The sequence below is a fragment of the Vreelandella lionensis genome, from assembly GCF_044543515.1.
Classification (GTDB): Bacteria; Pseudomonadota; Gammaproteobacteria; order Pseudomonadales; family Halomonadaceae; genus Vreelandella; species Vreelandella lionensis.
Window position 1 is genome coordinate 38,747 of the sequence record NZ_JBITWC010000020.1, and the last position, 17,176, is coordinate 55,922.

Annotated in this window: 18 protein-coding genes; 12 read left to right on the forward strand and 6 right to left on the reverse strand. The window is 60.4% G+C overall.

Going from position 1 to position 17,176, the window contains the following annotated elements:
• The first annotated feature begins 47 nt into the window (after nucleotides 1-47).
• From hisS to ACIGG6_RS13045, 5 genes are all read left to right on the forward strand, one after another.
• A complete protein-coding gene (hisS, locus tag ACIGG6_RS13025) occupies nucleotides 48-1,355 on the forward strand; it encodes a histidine--tRNA ligase (protein WP_399844923.1) in 1,308 nt (435 codons plus the stop codon).
• 80 nt (nucleotides 1,356-1,435) lie between these two features.
• Nucleotides 1,436-2,095, forward strand: a complete 660-nt coding sequence (locus tag ACIGG6_RS13030; protein WP_399844926.1) for a YfgM family protein — start codon at nucleotides 1,436-1,438, stop codon at nucleotides 2,093-2,095.
• Nucleotides 2,095-3,276: an outer membrane protein assembly factor BamB gene (gene bamB / locus ACIGG6_RS13035; RefSeq protein WP_399844928.1), complete on the forward strand. Its 1,182-nt coding sequence runs from the start codon at nucleotides 2,095-2,097 to the stop codon at nucleotides 3,274-3,276. Before ACIGG6_RS13030 ends, bamB begins: the two co-directional genes overlap by 1 nt.
• Nucleotides 3,273-4,676 carry a ribosome biogenesis GTPase Der gene (gene der / locus ACIGG6_RS13040; protein WP_172415906.1) on the forward strand — a complete coding sequence of 468 codons (1,404 nt, stop codon included), beginning with the start codon at nucleotides 3,273-3,275 and terminating at the stop codon, nucleotides 4,674-4,676. The genes bamB and der overlap by 4 nt, the downstream gene beginning before the upstream one ends.
• Before the next feature lie 174 nt (nucleotides 4,677-4,850).
• Nucleotides 4,851-5,465: a hypothetical protein gene (locus ACIGG6_RS13045; RefSeq protein WP_253502170.1), complete on the forward strand. Its 615-nt coding sequence runs from the start codon at nucleotides 4,851-4,853 to the stop codon at nucleotides 5,463-5,465.
• A 15-nt stretch (nucleotides 5,466-5,480) separates the two neighbouring features.
• Here the strand turns inward: ACIGG6_RS13045 and ACIGG6_RS13050 are convergent, their stop codons facing one another.
• Nucleotides 5,481-6,353, reverse strand: coding sequence for an ATP-binding protein (locus tag ACIGG6_RS13050; protein WP_399844930.1), 873 nt, complete (start codon nucleotides 6,351-6,353; stop codon nucleotides 5,481-5,483).
• Nucleotides 6,354-6,450: 97 nt separating this feature from the next.
• Here ACIGG6_RS13050 and ACIGG6_RS13055 point away from each other — a divergent pair, with 97 nt between their 5' ends.
• Both ACIGG6_RS13055 and ACIGG6_RS13060 read left to right on the forward strand, forming a co-directional pair.
• Nucleotides 6,451-7,254: a M48 family metallopeptidase gene (locus ACIGG6_RS13055; protein WP_399844933.1), complete on the forward strand. Its 804-nt coding sequence runs from the start codon at nucleotides 6,451-6,453 to the stop codon at nucleotides 7,252-7,254.
• 18 nt (nucleotides 7,255-7,272) lie between these two features.
• Nucleotides 7,273-7,530: a hypothetical protein gene (locus tag ACIGG6_RS13060; protein ID WP_044628936.1), complete on the forward strand. Its 258-nt coding sequence runs from the start codon at nucleotides 7,273-7,275 to the stop codon at nucleotides 7,528-7,530.
• A gap of 66 nt (nucleotides 7,531-7,596) precedes the next feature.
• On the opposite strand, the gene aroE is transcribed toward ACIGG6_RS13060, so the two are convergent.
• The 5 genes from aroE to ACIGG6_RS13085 form a co-directional block, all read right to left on the reverse strand.
• Nucleotides 7,597-8,415: a shikimate dehydrogenase gene (gene aroE / locus ACIGG6_RS13065; protein ID WP_399844936.1), complete on the reverse strand. Its 819-nt coding sequence runs from the start codon at nucleotides 8,413-8,415 to the stop codon at nucleotides 7,597-7,599.
• A 9-nt stretch (nucleotides 8,416-8,424) separates the two neighbouring features.
• Nucleotides 8,425-9,357, reverse strand: coding sequence for an oxygen-dependent coproporphyrinogen oxidase (gene hemF, locus ACIGG6_RS13070; protein WP_399844939.1), 933 nt, complete (start codon nucleotides 9,355-9,357; stop codon nucleotides 8,425-8,427).
• Nucleotides 9,358-9,458: 101 nt separating this feature from the next.
• Nucleotides 9,459-10,016: an L-threonylcarbamoyladenylate synthase gene (locus ACIGG6_RS13075; RefSeq protein ID WP_399844942.1), complete on the reverse strand. Its 558-nt coding sequence runs from the start codon at nucleotides 10,014-10,016 to the stop codon at nucleotides 9,459-9,461.
• A gap of 48 nt (nucleotides 10,017-10,064) precedes the next feature.
• Nucleotides 10,065-11,186, reverse strand: coding sequence for a DNA-processing protein DprA (dprA, locus tag ACIGG6_RS13080; protein WP_253502156.1), 1,122 nt, complete (start codon nucleotides 11,184-11,186; stop codon nucleotides 10,065-10,067).
• A 35-nt stretch (nucleotides 11,187-11,221) separates the two neighbouring features.
• A complete protein-coding gene (locus ACIGG6_RS13085) occupies nucleotides 11,222-12,268 on the reverse strand; it encodes a LysM peptidoglycan-binding domain-containing protein (RefSeq protein ID WP_399844943.1) in 1,047 nt (348 codons plus the stop codon).
• Between the two features lie 174 nt (nucleotides 12,269-12,442).
• On the opposite strand from ACIGG6_RS13085, the gene def reads away from it, so the two are divergent.
• The 5 genes from def (at nucleotide 12,443) to trkA (ending at nucleotide 17,159) form a co-directional block, all read left to right on the forward strand.
• Nucleotides 12,443-12,955, forward strand: a complete 513-nt coding sequence (gene def, locus ACIGG6_RS13090) for a peptide deformylase (protein WP_399844945.1) — start codon at nucleotides 12,443-12,445, stop codon at nucleotides 12,953-12,955.
• Nucleotides 12,956-13,105: 150 nt separating this feature from the next.
• A complete protein-coding gene (gene fmt / locus ACIGG6_RS13095) occupies nucleotides 13,106-14,086 on the forward strand; it encodes a methionyl-tRNA formyltransferase (RefSeq protein WP_399844946.1) in 981 nt (326 codons plus the stop codon).
• Nucleotides 14,083-15,417 (forward strand): 16S rRNA (cytosine(967)-C(5))-methyltransferase RsmB, encoded by a 1,335-nt coding sequence (rsmB, locus tag ACIGG6_RS13100; RefSeq protein ID WP_399844948.1) that lies wholly within the window; start codon nucleotides 14,083-14,085, stop codon nucleotides 15,415-15,417. Before fmt ends, rsmB begins: the two co-directional genes overlap by 4 nt.
• A gap of 49 nt (nucleotides 15,418-15,466) precedes the next feature.
• Nucleotides 15,467-15,673: a dodecin gene (locus ACIGG6_RS13105; RefSeq protein WP_399844949.1), complete on the forward strand. Its 207-nt coding sequence runs from the start codon at nucleotides 15,467-15,469 to the stop codon at nucleotides 15,671-15,673.
• Between the two features lie 112 nt (nucleotides 15,674-15,785).
• A complete protein-coding gene (trkA, locus tag ACIGG6_RS13110) occupies nucleotides 15,786-17,159 on the forward strand; it encodes a Trk system potassium transporter TrkA (RefSeq protein WP_399844951.1) in 1,374 nt (457 codons plus the stop codon).
• Nucleotides 17,160-17,176 lie beyond the last annotated feature (17 nt).

Consider the following 17,176-nt stretch of genomic DNA (forward strand, 5'->3'; position numbering starts at 1 on the left):
GGTGTACCTCTCGCCTTCTGCGCTGCCGCCCCTAAAAGGAGTTTTCATTGAGCAAGTCCGCCGCTAAAAAGATTCAAGCCATCCGTGGTATGAACGACCTATTGCCCAGCGACAGCCCTCGCTGGCAATTTTTTGAGGGCAAAGTACGCCAATTGATGCACCGCTACGGCTTCGATGAAATTCGCACGCCAATCGTGGAGCAAACCGCGCTGTTTGCCCGCTCGATTGGCGAAGTCACCGATATCGTCGAGAAAGAGATGTACACCTTCGACGACCGCAACGGTGACAGCCTGACGCTGCGCCCTGAAGGCACCGCCAGCTGCGTGCGGGCGGCAATGGAACACGGCTTGCTGCATAACCAAACCCAGCGGCTTTGGTACCAAGGGCCGATGTTCCGCCACGAACGTCCCCAAAAAGGGCGCTATCGTCAGTTCCACCAGGTCGGCGTAGAGACATACGGCTTTGATGGGCCGGACATCGACGCCGAGGTTATTCTGCTCTCGGCACGGCTGTGGCAAGAGCTTGGTTTAATGGAGCACGTGACCCTTGAGCTGAACTCCTTGGGTTCCGCTGAAGCGCGGGCCGCCTACCGCGACAAACTGGTGGCCTACTTTGAGCAGCACCAAGATGTTCTCGATGAAGACTCCAAACGACGCTTAACCAGCAATCCGCTGCGCATTCTGGATTCCAAAAATCCGGATATGGCCGAGATGCTCAACGCGGCCCCGCAGTTGATGGATCACCTGGACGACGAGTCCCGCGCGCATTTCGAGCAGCTCAAAGCGATGCTGGATGCCGCCGGTATTCCGTACGTGGTCAACCCGCGCTTGGTGCGCGGCCTGGACTACTACTGCCGCACCGTATTTGAGTGGACCACCACTGCTCTAGGTAGCCAAGGCACCGTATGTGCCGGTGGCCGCTACGATGGTTTGGTCGAGCAGCTCGGTGGCAAGCCCACGCCCGCGGTGGGCTTTGCCATGGGTATTGAGCGCCTGGTACTACTGCTGGAAACGCTCAACTTGGTACCTGATGAGGCCCTAGGCGGCTGCGACGCTTATCTAGTGCCGATGGATGACAGTGCCACCGTGGCCGCCCTCACCCTGGCTGAGCAACTGCGCAGTGCGCTGCCTTCTCTACGCCTACAGCTACACTGCGGCGGCGGAAGCTTTAAAAGCCGAATGAAAAAGGCGGATAAGAGCGCTGCACCGGTGGCGATTCTGCTGGGTGAGGACGAGCTTGCCAACCAAACCGCCACGTTGAAATTTCTCCGCGATGATCGTGAGCAGCAGCAGGTCGCCCAGGCAGCGCTGGCCGAGACGCTTCGCGAGTTACTGCCAAACGTATCGTCTCATTAACGTAACTGCCCGGCTCTGCCTGGGCAGCTGAATACTCGTTAGCCGCATATGCGGCTGACTCATGGAACAGGAGGCCGCCCGTGGCGGAGCTGAGAAGCGAAGAAGAGCAGCTAGAAGTCGTCAAACGCTGGTGGAAAGAGAACGGGACCTCGCTGATTGCCGGTGCCGTTCTCGCTGCGGCGGGCGTCTTTGGTTGGAACGCATGGCAGAACTACCAAGAGGGTAAGTCAGAGGCAGCTTCTGCCCGTTACCAGCAGCTCATCAACATGACCGCTGGCACCACCTTGGAAGGGGATCAGTTAAGTGCGGCACAAACGCTGATTGATGAGCTTACCGACGACTACAGCAACACCCTGTATGCCGAACTGGCACAGCTGTTGGAGGCCCGTCTCGCAGTACAGCAAGACGACCTTGCGGCGGCCAAGCAGGCACTGCAGGACGTGGCCAGCAACTCCTCACGCCGCTATGTGCAAAGCCTGGCATGGCTGCGCCTAGCGCGTATTGAGGTGGCTGAAGGCAACCCGGAAGCCGCGCTAGCGCTTCTTGATCAGCCTATTTCCGATGCTCTGGCCGCTCAACAAGCCAACGTGCGAGGCGATGCTTTCCTGGCTCAGAACCAGCCAGAGCAGGCTCGCGATGCATGGCAAACCGCGCAGTCTATCGCCCAAACGCAGAACCAGCCGCTTTACGGCGTGCAGTTCAAGCTTGACGATCTCGGCGCCGAGGAGGCGACACAGTGATGACGACTAGCCTGTCAAAACCGCTTTTTTCTAAACATCTGATGCGCACCACGCTCGGCGCCATGGCGCTGGCGCTATTGGCTGGCTGTGCCAGCAAAGGTGAGCCAGCGTTCACGCCCAAAGAGCTGCGCAGCTTTGATGAAACCTCTTCGCTGGACAGCGTTTGGGATCGCCGCGTTGGCGATGGCTTTGGCCCCGCTCGCTACCCCATCGCCCCATCCCGTGAAGGCGATACGGTCTTTGCAGCAGACACCAACGGTCTAGTGGCCGCGTTCAATGCCAACAGCGGCGAGCGTGAGTGGGAAGTCGAGCTGGATACCCCTATTTCTAGTGCGCTGAACGCGATTGCAGGCCAGGTGTACTTGGGCACCCGCAACGGTGAAGTGATCGCCCTCGACCAGCGCGACGGTAGCGTTGCCTGGCGTTCGCGGGTCACCAGCGAAGTACTGGCAGCTCCGCAAGCCAACCAGCAGCTACTGCTGGTTCAGAGCGTGGACGGCCAAATTACCGCTCTGGACCGCGCCAGCGGCGAAGAGCGCTGGGTCTATACCAGCTCTCAGCCTGCTTTAACGCTGCGCGGCACCGGAACGCCGATGGTCATCGACCCGGTCACCTTCGTGGGCTTGGCCAACGGCCGCCTCGCTACACTGGATAACCGAAGCGGCCAGGCCCTGTGGGATATGCAAATTGCCACGCCGCGCGGACGCAGCGACGTTGAGCGCCTAGTGGACCTGTCTGGCCAGCCAGTACTTAGCCCCGATGGCCGCCTGTTCGTGACTAGCTACAACGGCCGTGTGGTTGCGCTGGAAGCGACCCGTGGCGGTGTGCTGTGGGAAACCAACCTCTCCAGCCGCCACACGCCGATTCTGGTTGGCGACTTCTTATTTGTGGTCAGCGACGACAGCCACATCGTTGCCTTGGACGCCAACAGCGGCCAAGAGGTCTGGCGTAACGATGACCTGGAAGATCGCTGGCTCACCGCCCCCGCCTTTGCCGATGGCCGCATCGTCGTGGGTGATTTTGAGGGTTATGTCCACCTCATCGACGCCCGCGAAGGCAACCTGGTCGGCCGCACCCGTATCGATGATTCGGGCATTAGCGTGCGCCCGGTGACTGAAGGCAGCACCATTCATGTCCAGGCCAACAATGGTCGCCTGGAAACCCTGGAAGTAACTCCATGACACCCGTCATTGCATTAGTCGGTCGCCCCAATGTGGGCAAATCGACGCTGTTTAACCGTCTGACCCGCTCGCGCGATGCGCTGGTGGCAGACTTTCCTGGCCTGACCCGTGACCGTAAATACGGTAACGGCATGCTGGGTGGAAAGGCGTACACCGTCATCGATACCGGCGGTATCAGCGGTGACGAAGAAGGCATCGATGCCGCGATGGCCGAGCAGTCCCTCGCGGCCATAGACGAAGCCGATATCGTGCTGTTCCTGGTCGATGCCCGCGCCGGGTTGAACGTCGCCGACGAAGCGATTGCCAACCACCTGCGCGTCAACCAGAAGAAGACCTGGCTGGTGGTCAACAAGACCGACGGCCTGGAAGAGCACTCGGCCATGGCCGATTTCTGGAAACTGGGCCTGGGCGACCCGTGGCCGATTGCCGCCGCTCATGGCCGCAACGTATCGCTGCTGATTGATACGGTGCTTGAACCCTTCCCCGAACGGGATGCCAGCATTCCTGCCGACACAGGCAGCAAAGGCATTCGCATTGGCGTGATTGGCCGCCCGAACGTGGGTAAATCCACGCTGGTCAACCGCCTGCTCGGTGAAGAGCGCGTGGTAGTGTTCGATGAAGCGGGCACCACCCGCGACGCTATCGAAATCCCTTTCGAGCGCAACGGCAAGCCGTACGTGCTGATCGACACCGCCGGCATTCGGCGGCGTAAGAACGTGCGTGAAATCGCCGAAAAGTTCTCGATCATCAAAACGCTGGATGCGATCAAAGAGAGCCACGTGGCGGTCATGGTATTGGACGCCCGCAGCGGCTTGGTTGAGCAGGACCTGCACCTGCTGGACTACGTACTCACCACCGGCCGTGCGCTGGTGCTGGCCGTGAACAAGTGGGACGGGCTGGAGAGCGAAGCCAAAGAGAAGATGCGCGCCGATATCAAGCGCCGTCTGGGCTTTGCCGACTACGCCGAGCTGCACTTTATTTCAGCACTGCATGGCACCGCAGTGGGCGACTTGTACCCCTCCATTGAGCGGGCGTTTAACGCCGCCAACGCGCACTGGTCGACCAACCGTCTCACCACGCTGCTGCAGGATGCAGTCAGCCAGCATCCACCTCCCATGGTGAATGGACGCCGCATCAAGCTGCGTATGGCTCACCAGGGTGGCAGCAACCCGCCGATTATCGTGGTACACGGCAACCAGACGGCATCGCTGCCTGAGGCTTATCGTCGCTACCTGACCAACACCTTCCGTAAAGTGTTGAAGGTGCGCGGTACGCCGATGCGCTTCGAGTTCCGCTCGGGCGATAACCCGTTCGACCATATGGCGGGCGCCAGCGATAAAGAGAAAGCCAAGAAGCGCGAGCTTAATCGCACCAAAGAGGCGCGCAAAAGCCGCCGCTAAGCGATGCTCCTCTGCTCAACGCCCGCTGACGATTCAGCGGGCGTTTTTATTACCCTCTCCAACCGCAAATCTGCTTGACAGACACTCCCGCCCGCTCTCAAATAGCGGCGCTTTTCGGCACCTGCCCAGTAGATACTTGCTCTATCACTCTTGCCCTTCTTAGGAGGGACGTACATGCACTACGCTTTTCGTCGCGGACGCGGTTTGGTTTTACTGCTGCTGGCGAGCCTGCTAACCGGCTGCTTGGCGTTGCCTCAAACAGGGTTGTTTGCGTTTCGTCTGGCGGTCACATCGCTGGGGATTGAGGACGTACGCATTGGCCCTTACAGCGTCAATGCTGGATTGGACACCAGCGATCTATCGAGCTTGCTGGCCTCTAGCCTGGGTGCTGGCAGCTTGCCGGTGCAAGCCACCTTGGCGATGGGGCTTGGCCTGCCCGCTGGCATGCCTCCAGTGGAGATGTCTGGCTTTCGCTGGACGCTGGACATGCCCGGCGTAGACCCAGTGCAAGGCAATTATGAGCAGAACGTTACCCTCACGTCTGGGGAAGACGCCAATCTCCGCCTGCCGGTGGCCTTTGATGTGCTGGCCGCCGACCACCAGAAAATGACGCCGATGCTGGAGCTGGCGAGCCAACTCGCCAGCCAAGGGGAGCTGCCTGCAGGCAGTGAGCTGGCCATCACCCCAGGGGATTTACGCGGCCTGGGCATGACACTGCCCTCTGGCCTGCTCACCCCGACCATTCGCTTGAACGTGGGCGCCGACGGGCAGCTCATCCCCCAACGCTAAGTCTTGCCAAGCGCGCTACTCACCGCGCTCATGAAGGCGTTTGCGGCCCACGTACTGGGCCGCAAACTGCCACGCCGTCCGGCCGCTACGCCCGCCGCGCAGCGTGGCAAAACGAACCGCCTCCGCCCGAGCCGCATCATCCCAATCCTGCTTCCCGCCAATACGCCCCACCCAGTGTTCGCATACTTCAAGATAGGTCGCTTGGCTAAACGGATGGAAGCCGAGCCACAGGCCGAAACGGTCTGACAGCGAGATTTTCTCTTCCACCGCATCGCCGTGATGCAGCTCTTCGCCTACCAGTCGTGAACCGCTGTTGTCATCCATCGACTCCGGCAGCAGGTGGCGACGGTTGGAGGTGGCATAGAGCAGTACGTTGTCCGGCGGCCCGGTCAGCGCGCCATCCAGCACGCTCTTAAGCGCTTTATAGGCATCGTCGTTGCCTTCGAACGACAAGTCGTCGCAATACACCACAAAGCGGTGCGGCTGATGACGCAGTTGTTCCACCAGCAGCGGGAGGCTTGCCAGGTCATGGCGATCGACCTGGATCAACCGCAGGCCTTCACTGGCCAGCGAGTTCAGCAGCGCGCGTACCACTGACGACTTACCACTGCCACGGGAACCCCAGAGCAGCGCATGGTTAGCTGGCAGCCCCTGCAAAAAGGCGCGGGTGTTATCAACCAACGCCAGCTTTTGGCGTTCAATACCCAGCAGGTCGTCCAGCGTCATGGTGTCTCTCGGGGGTACCGGCACTAACCGCCCGCCCAGTGGGTGGCGCTGCCAGATGGCCGCTACATGGGTGTCCCACTCAACCGGCGTGGGCGCTGGCGGCAGCCAGTGGTCAACATGATCGAGTAACCGCGCTAGGCGCTGGCTTAATTCAGCATCCATCGTCATCCTCAGAGTGCGTTATGATAAGGGTTGATTTACCACTGTCAGTGGTTATCTTGTGTGCAAGGATCCCCACTCGTCTATAAGGAAACTGTCTATGCGTTGGCTTCGCCCATTAGCGGTTACGGCGCTCTGCGCCTCAATCGCCGCCTGTACGACCTCCCCCACCGGCCGTTCGCAGCTATTGCTGCTCTCTGATAGCGAGCTGAACGAGATGGGCCGTCAGGCGTTTACCCAATATCAGCAGGAACTGCCCACAGCGGGTCAGGCAAGCCATCGTTATGTGCAGTGTATTGCGGATGCCATTGTGTCGGAACTGCCTGCCGAGCAGCAGCAGTTAGACTGGCAAATCCGGGTGTTTGAATCCGAGCAGCCCAACGCCTTTGCCCTTCCTGGCGGCTACATGGGTGTGAACACGGGCATGCTGGATATTGCCACAACCCAGGACCAATTAGCCTCTGTGATTGGTCATGAGATTGGTCACGTGCTGGCCAACCACGCCAATGAGCGCGCCTCAACCGAGAGCGCCACATCATTAGGCCTATCGGTACTCTCCAGCACCTCCGGCATGCAGTCCGCCGGTGGCCAGCAGCTGATGGGGGTACTCGGCATGGGCGCTCAGTACGGCATCGTACTACCATTCTCCCGCGCCCATGAGAGCGAGGCCGATGTGATTGGCCTAGACCTCATGGCCCAAGCAGGCTTCAACCCACGTGAAAGCGTCACCCTGTGGGAGAACATGCAGGCAGCCACAGGTGGCGGCGCGCCCCCCGAGTGGATGTCTACCCACCCTGATCAGGGCCAGCGCATTCAAGGCCTGCAAGGCAACATGGATCAAGCCGTGGCCCTCTATGAGCAAGCCCGCAGCAATGGTCGTACGCCAAACTGCCCGCGCCCATAGCAGCACTTAGAGGTTTCAATGATTCGATTGGGTTTACTGCTGTTAGTCCTGCCGATTTTAGTACTGCTGGGCGTCTATTTTTGGGAGCTGGGGGACGTTCGCGCCTGCCAGCTTGAGGGCGGCTACTGGAACTATCTGGAAGGGGCTTGCTACGATACGCCACAACCTTTTGTGTCGTGGCTGCAGCGCTCGCCGCTGCTGGTAAACGGCGGCATGCTGCTCTCGGTGGTGGGGTTAGTGATGTGTATGGTGGGGTTTTATACCAAACCGCGTTAGCCCGAGCACAACCTGAATGGGGGCGTTCGCCCCCATTGCTTCAACTATCGCCTATCCCCCTACCGGCTAATAGTTGAGCGATTGCCGCAGCAGCGTGCGCACGCTGGCCGTTTCAGGCCGCACGTTGCGCCATAGAAAAAACGACTCGGCGGCTTGCTCAACCAGCATCCCTAAACCATCCAGCAGTTTGGCGCCTCGCGGCCCCGCCCACTGTAGAAACACCGTCGGCTCTGAACCGTACATCATATCGTAGGCCCAGGCACCTTCGGCAAACAGCGTCTCCGGCAGCGGCGGCAGCGCGCCTGATAGGCTGGCACTGGTGCCGTTAATCACCAGATCAAACTGCCCGTCGATGGATGCAAAACCGCCGCCCTGGATATTGCCCAAGTCGGCAAACGCTTGGGCCAACTGCTCGGCTTTCTCCGCCGTGCGGTTGACGATAACGACCTCACTGGGCTGCTCCGCCAGCAGCGGTTCCAATACGCCACGCACCGCGCCGCCTGCGCCGATGACCAGCACACGCTTACCCGTCAGGGGGACGCGATGATAGGCCAAATCCCGCACTAACCCGATACCGTCGGTGGTATCGCCATAGGTACGCCCGTTACCGCCCACAATCAGCGTATTCACCGCCTGGGCGCGCTTGGCGCGGTGGCTCAGGGTATCGCAAAGCGCAAAGGCATCGCCTTTGAAGGGAACGGTCACGTTGGCACCACGGCCACCATCGGCGATAAACGCCCGCCATGCGTCGGCAAACCCCTCTACCGGCGCCAGCTCGGCGGTGTAACTCATGGCCTGATGAGTCTGGCTGGCAAACTCACCGTGGATCAGCGGCGATTTAGAGTGTTTGATTGGGTTACCAAACACACAGTAGCGGTCAGTCATCGAAGCTCCTTAGGCGTTGCTCTGCTGGGCAGCCTCAGCCAGCCAATCGCGTGGTACCAAGTAGTCGTGCAGCGCTGCTTCGCGGCTGCCAGGCTCCGGAGTAAAGGCGTACTCCCAGCGGGCCAGCGGCGGCATGGACATCAGAATGGACTCCGTGCGCCCGCCGCTTTGCAGGCCAAACAGCGTGCCACGGTCCCACACCAGGTTGAACTCCACGTAGCGGCCGCGGCGGTAAAGCTGGAAGTCACGCTCGCGTTCGCCCCAGGCGTCCTGCTTGCGGCGCTCGACAATGGGGAGGTAAGCATCCAGAAAGCTATCACCCACCGCGCGCTGAAACGCGAAGCACTCTTCAAAGCTGCCTTCGTTCAAGTCATCAAAAAAGAGTCCGCCGACGCCGCGGGTCTCCTCGCGGTGCTTCAGATAGAAGTAGTCGTCGCACCACGTTTTGTAGCGCTCGTAAACACCCTCACCAAAGGGGGCGCAGGCCTCGCGGGCCACTTGGTGCCAGTGCACCACATCTTCAAACACCGGATAGTAGGGGGTTAGGTCAAAACCGCCACCAAACCACCACACCGGCGGCTCGCCCTCTTTTTCGGCAATAAAGAAGCGAACGTTGCCGTGGCTTGTGGGCACATTGGGGTTTTCAGGATGCATCACCCAGGAGACTCCCACCGCGTGGAAGCTGCGCCCGACCAGCTCGGGCCGGGCAGCAGTCGCAGACGGCGGCAGCTGCGCACCGTGGACATGGGAAAAATTGACGCCGCCTTTTTCGAAAATAGCGCCCGACTCCATCACCCGCGAGCGCCCCCCGCCGCCCTCTTCACGCTGCCAGCTATCCTCTTTGAACGCGGCACGGCCATCAGCAGCGGCAAGGCCTGCACAGAGCCGCTCCTGAAGGTCGAGAAGGTACGCTTTAACGTCGTCTAGGTGCTCGTGGGCCACGGTAACTCCTGAAGGGGTGGGTCGTGATTTGTCGGTAGTAAATAGTCAGTAATAAATAGTAGGTCGTGCTTAGGCAGTGACGATTAGAAACGCGCTGGATACTAAGCGCGCATCACTTTGCCGGACACCAAATCCCTAATGGTGCTGGGCTTGGCATTGCCACCCAACTCACCTGCCACGATGGCGGCTACGTCATCGCCAAAGATCGTGGCGACTTCTTCCGCGCTCATAGCGGGCGGATCGCCTGCACGGTTAGCGGAAGTGGAGACGAGCGGCCCGCCAAAGGCTTCGCACAGTGCTTTCATCAGCGGATGGTCGGTCACCCGCAGGGCGACGCTTTGGTGGGCACCACGCACCAAGCCGTGGCTGCGACCATTGTCCGGCACCAGCCAAGTATTCGGGCCTGGCCAACTGGCCGCCAACGGCGCATGGAGTTCCAACGGCAACTGGTTCAACCAGGGCTGAAATTGCTCGATACTCGCCGCCACCAGAATCACGCCCTTGGCAGGGTCGCGCGCTTTGATACGCATTAAATGCGCTAGCGCTTCGTCATTGTCGGGGGCGCAGCTTAGCCCCCACACCGCTTCCGTGGGGCATGCAATGACGCCGCCCGCGCGCAGTGCGCTCACCGCCGCCTTCACGTCAACTGCCGGTTTCATAGACGCTCCTGATAAGCTCTCAGCCAATCACAAAATTGAGCTTGCATCTTACCATGGCGCTGCCAGCCGCACCCAACCACCCGCCTGCTGCGTCACTTTGCCATCCAGCTCCAGCATCAATAGCCGCTGCTGGCACTCGCTGACCGAGATACCGGTGCTCTGCACCAACACATCAATGGGGGTAGGCGATGGGCCTAAGGCGTTTAACAGATTATCCGCCGACGGTACTTCAACACTCGGTTGATGAGCCAACGGTTCATCGGCTGCAACTGCTAGCGGCGCAGGCATAAAGCGCGACACCCAATGCTGTAACTCTTCGAGAATATCGTCCACATGGCGCACCAGGGTGGCGCCGCTACGCAACAGCTGCAGGCAGCCACGAGCCTGGACATTGTGCAGCGAACCCGGCAGCGCAAACAGCTCGCGACCCTGCTCTAGGGCGAGGCGGGCGCTGACGAGCGAGCCACTCTTCTCGGTTGCTTCAACCACTAAGGTGCCTAGCGAAAGGCCCGTTACAATTCGGTTGCGCCGGGGGAAAAAGGCCGGACGGGCCACGGTGCCTGGTGGATGCTCAGAGAGCAGCAAGCCGCCGGGTAGCGTACTGAGCTGTTCATACAAATCCCGATGGCGGGCGGGGTAGATGACATCAATACCACAGCCAAGCACGGCAATGGAGCTTCCACCTGCGGCGAGTGCCGCACGCTGAGCCACCCCATCCACACCCAGCGCCATCCCGCTGACAATGCACCAGCCTCGGTTGGCCAGCTCCCGTGCAAACGCCTGGGCATGTCCACTCCCTTCCGACGTTGGGCGACGAGTACCTACCATGGCAAGGCCTGGGGCCTCTAACGCGCGAAGATCGCCCTGGGCCCATAGTACTGCTGGCGGGTCAGGAAGTTGGTTTAAAAGGTCTGGCCATGCAGGATGGTCGCGGTGAAGCAGATGGCGGTTGGGGCCTTCTTGTAACCAGGAGAGGGTGTCATTGACCGTTTGTTGCAGCGGGCTGCGTTCTGGCTGCGCCAGCCACAATCGCAGGGCATTGGCGGCATTGCTGGGCAAAGTCGCTAGCCACCCTTGTGGCCATTGAGGCTTGCGCGCCACCATTTGCGCAATCCGCGCAGCGCCCATACCGGGCAAAGCATTTACCGCCAGCCACTCCTTAGCGTCCATAGAGTTCCCCTTATATCAAATCTTGATGCACACCTTTAGCGCGTCGGCGTGCGTACACTATCTCCCACTGCCAGCACCCTTGAGGCCTGCATGACCAAGGCGTAACTCATATGGTTATAGGGCCTGAACACCATCACCAATCCTGCCTCGGTATTGGGCAACCGCAGCAGTTCTTGGGTACGTGGGTCAGTTACCAACTCCCCTTGCTGGTCTACGCGCAATACATGGCCCGGTTGTAGGCCGTCTTGCGTTCCCAGGTCCAGTGCCACCACTTGCAGCCGCCCAATAAATCGTACTCCGCCCGGTACCGCAACAATCTGGCCCGACACGTTATTCAACGGTGCGCGGGGAACAAAGGCATCGCTTAGCTCACGATCTTCCAGAGGCAGCAGGATGTCGTTATTACGCACTTCTTGGTAGGCGCTAAGCACTTCGATGCGAGCAATATCGCCCTCGCTGCCCAGGTAGCGCGCCTCGCCAATATTGATCAACTCATCGCCCAACAGTGCGCCATTGGCTGATACATAGGGCTCGCCTGGACGGTAGATGCCCAGGCGCGTTCTGGCGGGTACGTTGCCACGCACGTACAGGGTATCGCCTGCGCCGCTAATCAAGCGCTGGTTATCGCCGCCCACCACATACGCAAGCTCCTGCGGGCTCTCTCCTGGCTCCACCACGCGATGCTCCCGTAGAAAGGCGCGCACCACCTCCATCGGAATAGGAGTAATCGCCTCTCGTTTAGGCACTGTACGCATCTGCGGCGAGAGCTTTACGACCCCTTGGCCCCGCTCCACAGAAAGGCACGGTTGGCCTTGGCATGTCCCCAATACCAGCACATCGCCAGGGTAGATAAGGTGCGGGTTACGAACTTGCGGATTCGCCTGCCATAGCGAAGGCCACTGCCAGGGCGAGCGTAAATAACGGGCGGAGATATCCCATAGCGTGTCGCCAGGCACTACTTCGTAGCGCTGTGGCGCATCGTTGCGCAGCCCTTCCACGGCTAAGGCTGGCTGGCTGACCGACAGCACCCACATTAAGAGCACGCCAAAGACGCTATAATAAAGAGGCTTTAGAGCCACCATCCGATTCTCCCCGGGCAGTCGTTGGTGAAGCGGTTTAAGGGGCTGCACGGTGTCGCGCGTGCCCAGGAACGCTATCAGCATGATATAGTGGTCAATAGTAAAGTAGTTAGGCTCGCCGACACAGGTGGCAGCCTGCTCATCTTAAAGACTCAGCATAACGGTGATTGTAACGCCATGGCCAAACTTCCTATTCTCGAATTCCCCGACGAGCGCCTGCGCACCAAGGCGGTACCGGTGGAAACCGTTGACGACGAGGTCCGCCAGCTCGTCGACGATATGTTGGAGACCATGTACGACGCGCGCGGCATCGGCCTTGCGGCAACGCAAATTGATGTGCATCGCCGCGTAGTGGTGATGGATGTCAGCGACGATAACTCCCAGCCGCTGGTGCTGATTAACCCGCGCTACGAGCCCATTGGCGAGGCCAAAGAGCCGCTCTCTGAGGGCTGTTTGTCGATCCCTGAGTACTACGCTGAAGTGCCGCGCTACCTGAAAGTGAAGCTAAATGCGCTGGACCGCAACGGTGAGCCTTACGAGCTGGAAGCGGATGGCCTGCTGGCCCATTGCATTCAACATGAGTACGACCACCTGGAAGGCGTACTGTTTGTGGATTACCTATCTCCGCTTAAACGCGACCGGGTGATGAAAAAAATGCAAAAGCGCCACAAGCTGATGAACGACGCCTAACCCGCGTTTTGCAACATGGCCACTGGCCGAGCTGACACGCTGCCCCAACAGGCACTCGCCTGTAACAACAGCGCTGCCTCTCGGCCTTTATGCGTTTCATACACGGCATCTTTCTTTCGTCATCCTCTCGTCACTTAAGGGCTCACCACCATGTCACCGTTACGCGTTGTTTTTGCTGGCACGCCAGACTTCGCCGCTTCCAGCCTTGCCGCCGTTCTCGACAGTGAGCACGAAGTGGTGGCGGTTTACACCCAGCCCGACCGCCCTGCTGGGCGTGGTCGCAAGCTCACTCCCAGCCCCGTCAAACAGCTGGCTCAAGAGCACGGGCTGCCGGTGTACCAACCCGCCAGTCTCAAAGACGCCGATGCTCAAGCCGAACTGGCGGCATTGAACGCCGATGTGATGGTCGTCGTCGCCTATGGGCTCCTGCTGCCCCAAGCGGTGCTGGACACGCCGCGCCTAGGCTGCATTAACGTGCACGCCTCGCTGCTGCCCCGCTGGCGCGGTGCGGCGCCGATTCAGCGTGCTATCGAAGCGGGCGACAGCGCCTCCGGCGTTACCATCATGCAAATGGATGCGGGGCTGGATACCGGCGCCATGCTGTACGAAGTGCGTACCCCAATTACCTCCCGCACCACCGGTGGCGACCTCCACGACCGGCTGGCCATTCAAGGTGCCAATGCACTGGTGAACGTGCTGGACCAGCTGGACAGCGACAGCCTGGAGGCAACGCCTCAGCTGGAAGAGGGCGTGACCTACGCCGCCAAGCTCAGCAAAGCCGAGGCCGAGCTAGACTTTACTCAGCCCGCCGAACAGCTGGCACGCAAAATCCGCGCCTTCAACCCGTGGCCGGTGGCCTGGTGTACGCTGGGTAACGACCGCCTGCGCCTACTCATGGCCAGCGTCGAGCAAGGTGAGCAGCCGTCATCGCCCCCCGGCACGCTGCTGGAACATGGCGATGATCACCTGCGTATTGCCTGCGGAGAGCAAGGGCAAGAAGTGCTGTGTGTCAGCCGTGCCCAGCTACCCGGCGGCAAAGCGATGGCGGTACGCGACTTATTAAACGCCCGCCAAACCTCACTCACCGTCGGCGTTCGCCTTGGGCAAACCCCGCAAGGAGCTAGCCAATGAGCCAGCAACGCCCAGCCAAAGGCGGCAGCGGCCTAGATGTCCGCGCAGCCGCCGCCCGTAGCCTCGTCCCGGTTCTCACTGATAAAGGGTCGCTGGCCAGCTTGGATGAACATAGCGTAGTGGCCCGAGACCGTGGCCTGCTGAAAGAGCTCTGCTACGGCACCTGCCGCCGCCTTCCACGCCTAGAAGCACTGGCTAGCCAACTCCTCAAACAGCCATTTAAAAAGCGCGATGCCGATATCCACGCTCTGCTGCTGGTAGGTATTTATCAGCTGCTTTATATGCGCATTCCTGCCCACGCAGCGGTAGGAGAAACCGCCGGGGCAGCACGCCTGCTTGGCAAAGAGTGGGCCACCCGAGTATTGAACGGCTGCCTGCGACGCCTGCAGCGTGAAGCCGACGCGCTGCAAGAAGTCGTTGATCGTGACGAAAACGTTGCCCTGGAGCATCCGCCCTGGCTGCTGGACGCCCTGCGCCACGCCTGGCCTGAACAGTGGCGTGCCATTGCCCAGGCCAATAACGAGCCAGGACCGATGACCCTACGCGTCAACCAGCACTATAACGACCGTGAAGCGTATCTCCAGCAGCTGACCGAGCAAGGCTTAGACGGGCATCTCTGTTGTCACGCTCCAGACGGCATTACGCTAACAACGCCCTGCGACGTTGCCATACTGCCCGGTTTTGAGCAGGGCCACGTCAGCGTGCAGGATGAAGCGGCGCAGCTCTCTGCAGCGCTGCTTGGCCCGGCGCTCGCCCCACGCCCCGGTGCTCACGTATTGGATGCTTGCTGCGCGCCTGGCGGCAAAACCGCCCATCTGTTAGAGCAGTTTGATATTGCACTCACCGCTATTGATAACGACAACCAGCGGCTGGCGCGGGTGGACGATACGCTCAGCCGCTTAGGGCTGAGCGCCGAGCTAAAGCACGCCGACGCCACTACCCGCGACTGGTGGGGCGGCACACCGTTTGACGCCATTTTGCTGGACGCCCCCTGCTCGGGCACGGGCGTGATTCGTCGCCACCCGGATATCAAAGCGCTACGCCGTAAAGAGGATATTCGTCAGCTCGCTAAACTGCAGCGCCAACTGCTGGATAACCTCTGGCCGCTACTGCGTCCTGGCGGCACGCTGCTCTACGCCACTTGCTCAGTGCTGCCCGAAGAGAACGCGGCACAAATCGATGCGTTTCTGGCACGCACACCGGATGCCAACGCCACCACGCCCCACGATGTGGCCTGGGGAGAGCAGAGCGGTCAGGGACGCCAGCTGTTTCCCGCGCAAAGCAGTCACGATGGCTTTTTTTATGCCAGACTAGAGAAGCGGACGGCCTAGACGATGATATCGCTCTAAGCCATTCTTTAATGACAAGCAAGGAGATAGCATGAGTCATCACACCTATAAGCACATTGAGCTAACCGGTTCATCCGAAAAAGGGATTGAGGAAGCCGTGCAGAACGCCCTGGCGAAAGCCTCCGAAAGCGTTCAAAACATGCGCTGGCTCGAAGTCACCGACACCCGAGGCCATATTGAACATGGCCGCGTGGCCCACTGGCAAGTGACCGTCAAAGTCGGCTTCACTCTGGAGTAATTCCCTACCTGCTTTTCGACGGCGGCTGGTTTACACTGGCCGCCGTCTTTATTGCAGCGCACACCGCAAGCCGGAAACGCGCTGGCGCTTATAACGGAACCGATGCTCAGCAATGAAAATCATCATTCTTGGCGCCGGCCAGGTCGGCGGCACCCTAGCGGAGCACCTTGCCCGCGAGGAGAACGACATCACCGTCGTCGATACCGACGGCGCAAAACTGCGCGAACTGCACACCAAGCTGGATATCCGCACGGTGACCGGCGCGGGCTCCTACCCCATTGTGCTACGCCAGGCGGGCTGCGAAGACGCCGACATGCTGATCGCGGTGACCAACACCGACGAGATCAATATGATCGCCTGCCAGGTGGCCCATACGCTGTTTCGCACCCCTACCAAAATTGCCCGGGTGCGCTCCACCGCCTACCTCACTCGTAAGGGCCTGTTTGCCCACGAAGCGATCCCCATCGACGTGCTGATCAGCCCCGAACAGGTAGTCACCGACCACGTGCGCCGCTTGATCGAACACCCCGGCGCGCTGCAGGTGCTGGAGTTTGCCGGTGGTTTGGTGCAGCTGGTGGCGGTGAAGGCCTTCTACGGCGGCCCGCTGGTGGGCCAGGATTTGGCGTTTTTGGGCAAGCACATGCCTAACGTGGAAACCCGCGTGGCGGCGATTTATCGCCGCAACCGGCCGATTATTCCCCGGGGCGACACGGTGATTGAGGCCGACGACGAGGTGTTCTTCCTGGCGGCCCGGCGAGATATCCGCGCCGTGATGAGCGAGCTCCGCAAGGTGGAGCGGGACTTCCGTCGGGTAGTGATTGCTGGGGGCGGCAATATCGGCGAACGGCTGGCGGAGCACTTGGAGCACAGCCATCAGGTGAAGATTATCGAGCACAGCCTGGAGCGCTGCACCACGCTCTCCGAGCGGCTGGACCGCACCGTGGTGCTCCACGGCAGCGCCACCAGCAAACGGCTGCTGGAAGAGGAGAACATCGAGGATTGCGATATCTTCTGCGCGCTGACCAATGACGACGAAGTGAACATCATGTCGTCGCTGTTGGCCAAGCGGCTGGGGGCAAAGAAAGTACTCACGCTGATCAACAACGCTGCCTACGTCGATTTAGTCCAGGGCGGCGACATTGATATCGCCATTTCCCCTCAGCAGGCCACCATCGGCAGCCTGCTGACCCATGTGCGCCGAGGCGATATCGTCAACGTGCACTCGCTGCGCCGGGGCGCGGCGGAGGCCATCGAAGCGATTGCCCATGGCGATAAGCAGTCGTCCAAGGTGGTGGGCCGTACCATCCGCGAGATCGACCTACCCGACGGCACCACCATCGGCGCCATTGTGCGGGGCAAAGAGGTCATTATCGCCCATGGCGACGTGCTGGTGGACAGCGGCGACCATATCATTCTGTTTGTGATCGATAAGCGGCGTATTCGCGACGTTGAGCGCCTGTTCCAGGTCGGATTAACGTTTTTCTAAGGAGCCGGCCAGCGTAT

What these genes read in the sequence shown, in the direction of transcription:
- ACIGG6_RS13105 (WP_399844949.1), top strand. Translation starts at nt 15,467, where the DNA reads ATGAGTCATCACACCTATAAGCACATTGAGCTAACCGGTTCATCCGAA.
- trkA (WP_399844951.1), top strand. Translation starts at nt 15,786, where the DNA reads ATGAAAATCATCATTCTTGGCGCCGGCCAGGTCGGCGGCACCCTAGCG.
- dprA (WP_253502156.1), bottom strand. Translation starts at nt 11,186, where the DNA reads ATGGACGCTAAGGAGTGGCTGGCGGTAAATGCTTTGCCCGGTATGGGC.
- ACIGG6_RS13050 (WP_399844930.1), bottom strand. Translation starts at nt 6,353, where the DNA reads ATGGATGCTGAATTAAGCCAGCGCCTAGCGCGGTTACTCGATCATGTT.
- fmt (WP_399844946.1), top strand. Translation starts at nt 13,106, where the DNA reads ATGTCACCGTTACGCGTTGTTTTTGCTGGCACGCCAGACTTCGCCGCT.
- ACIGG6_RS13075 (WP_399844942.1), bottom strand. Translation starts at nt 10,016, where the DNA reads ATGAAACCGGCAGTTGACGTGAAGGCGGCGGTGAGCGCACTGCGCGCG.
- rsmB (WP_399844948.1), top strand. Translation starts at nt 14,083, where the DNA reads ATGAGCCAGCAACGCCCAGCCAAAGGCGGCAGCGGCCTAGATGTCCGC.
- ACIGG6_RS13055 (WP_399844933.1), top strand. Translation starts at nt 6,451, where the DNA reads ATGCGTTGGCTTCGCCCATTAGCGGTTACGGCGCTCTGCGCCTCAATC.
- aroE (WP_399844936.1), bottom strand. Translation starts at nt 8,415, where the DNA reads ATGACTGACCGCTACTGTGTGTTTGGTAACCCAATCAAACACTCTAAA.
- bamB (WP_399844928.1), top strand. Translation starts at nt 2,095, where the DNA reads ATGACGACTAGCCTGTCAAAACCGCTTTTTTCTAAACATCTGATGCGC.
- def (WP_399844945.1), top strand. Translation starts at nt 12,443, where the DNA reads ATGGCCAAACTTCCTATTCTCGAATTCCCCGACGAGCGCCTGCGCACC.
- ACIGG6_RS13085 (WP_399844943.1), bottom strand. Translation starts at nt 12,268, where the DNA reads ATGGTGGCTCTAAAGCCTCTTTATTATAGCGTCTTTGGCGTGCTCTTA.
- ACIGG6_RS13045 (WP_253502170.1), top strand. Translation starts at nt 4,851, where the DNA reads ATGCACTACGCTTTTCGTCGCGGACGCGGTTTGGTTTTACTGCTGCTG.
- der (WP_172415906.1), top strand. Translation starts at nt 3,273, where the DNA reads ATGACACCCGTCATTGCATTAGTCGGTCGCCCCAATGTGGGCAAATCG.
- ACIGG6_RS13060 (WP_044628936.1), top strand. Translation starts at nt 7,273, where the DNA reads ATGATTCGATTGGGTTTACTGCTGTTAGTCCTGCCGATTTTAGTACTG.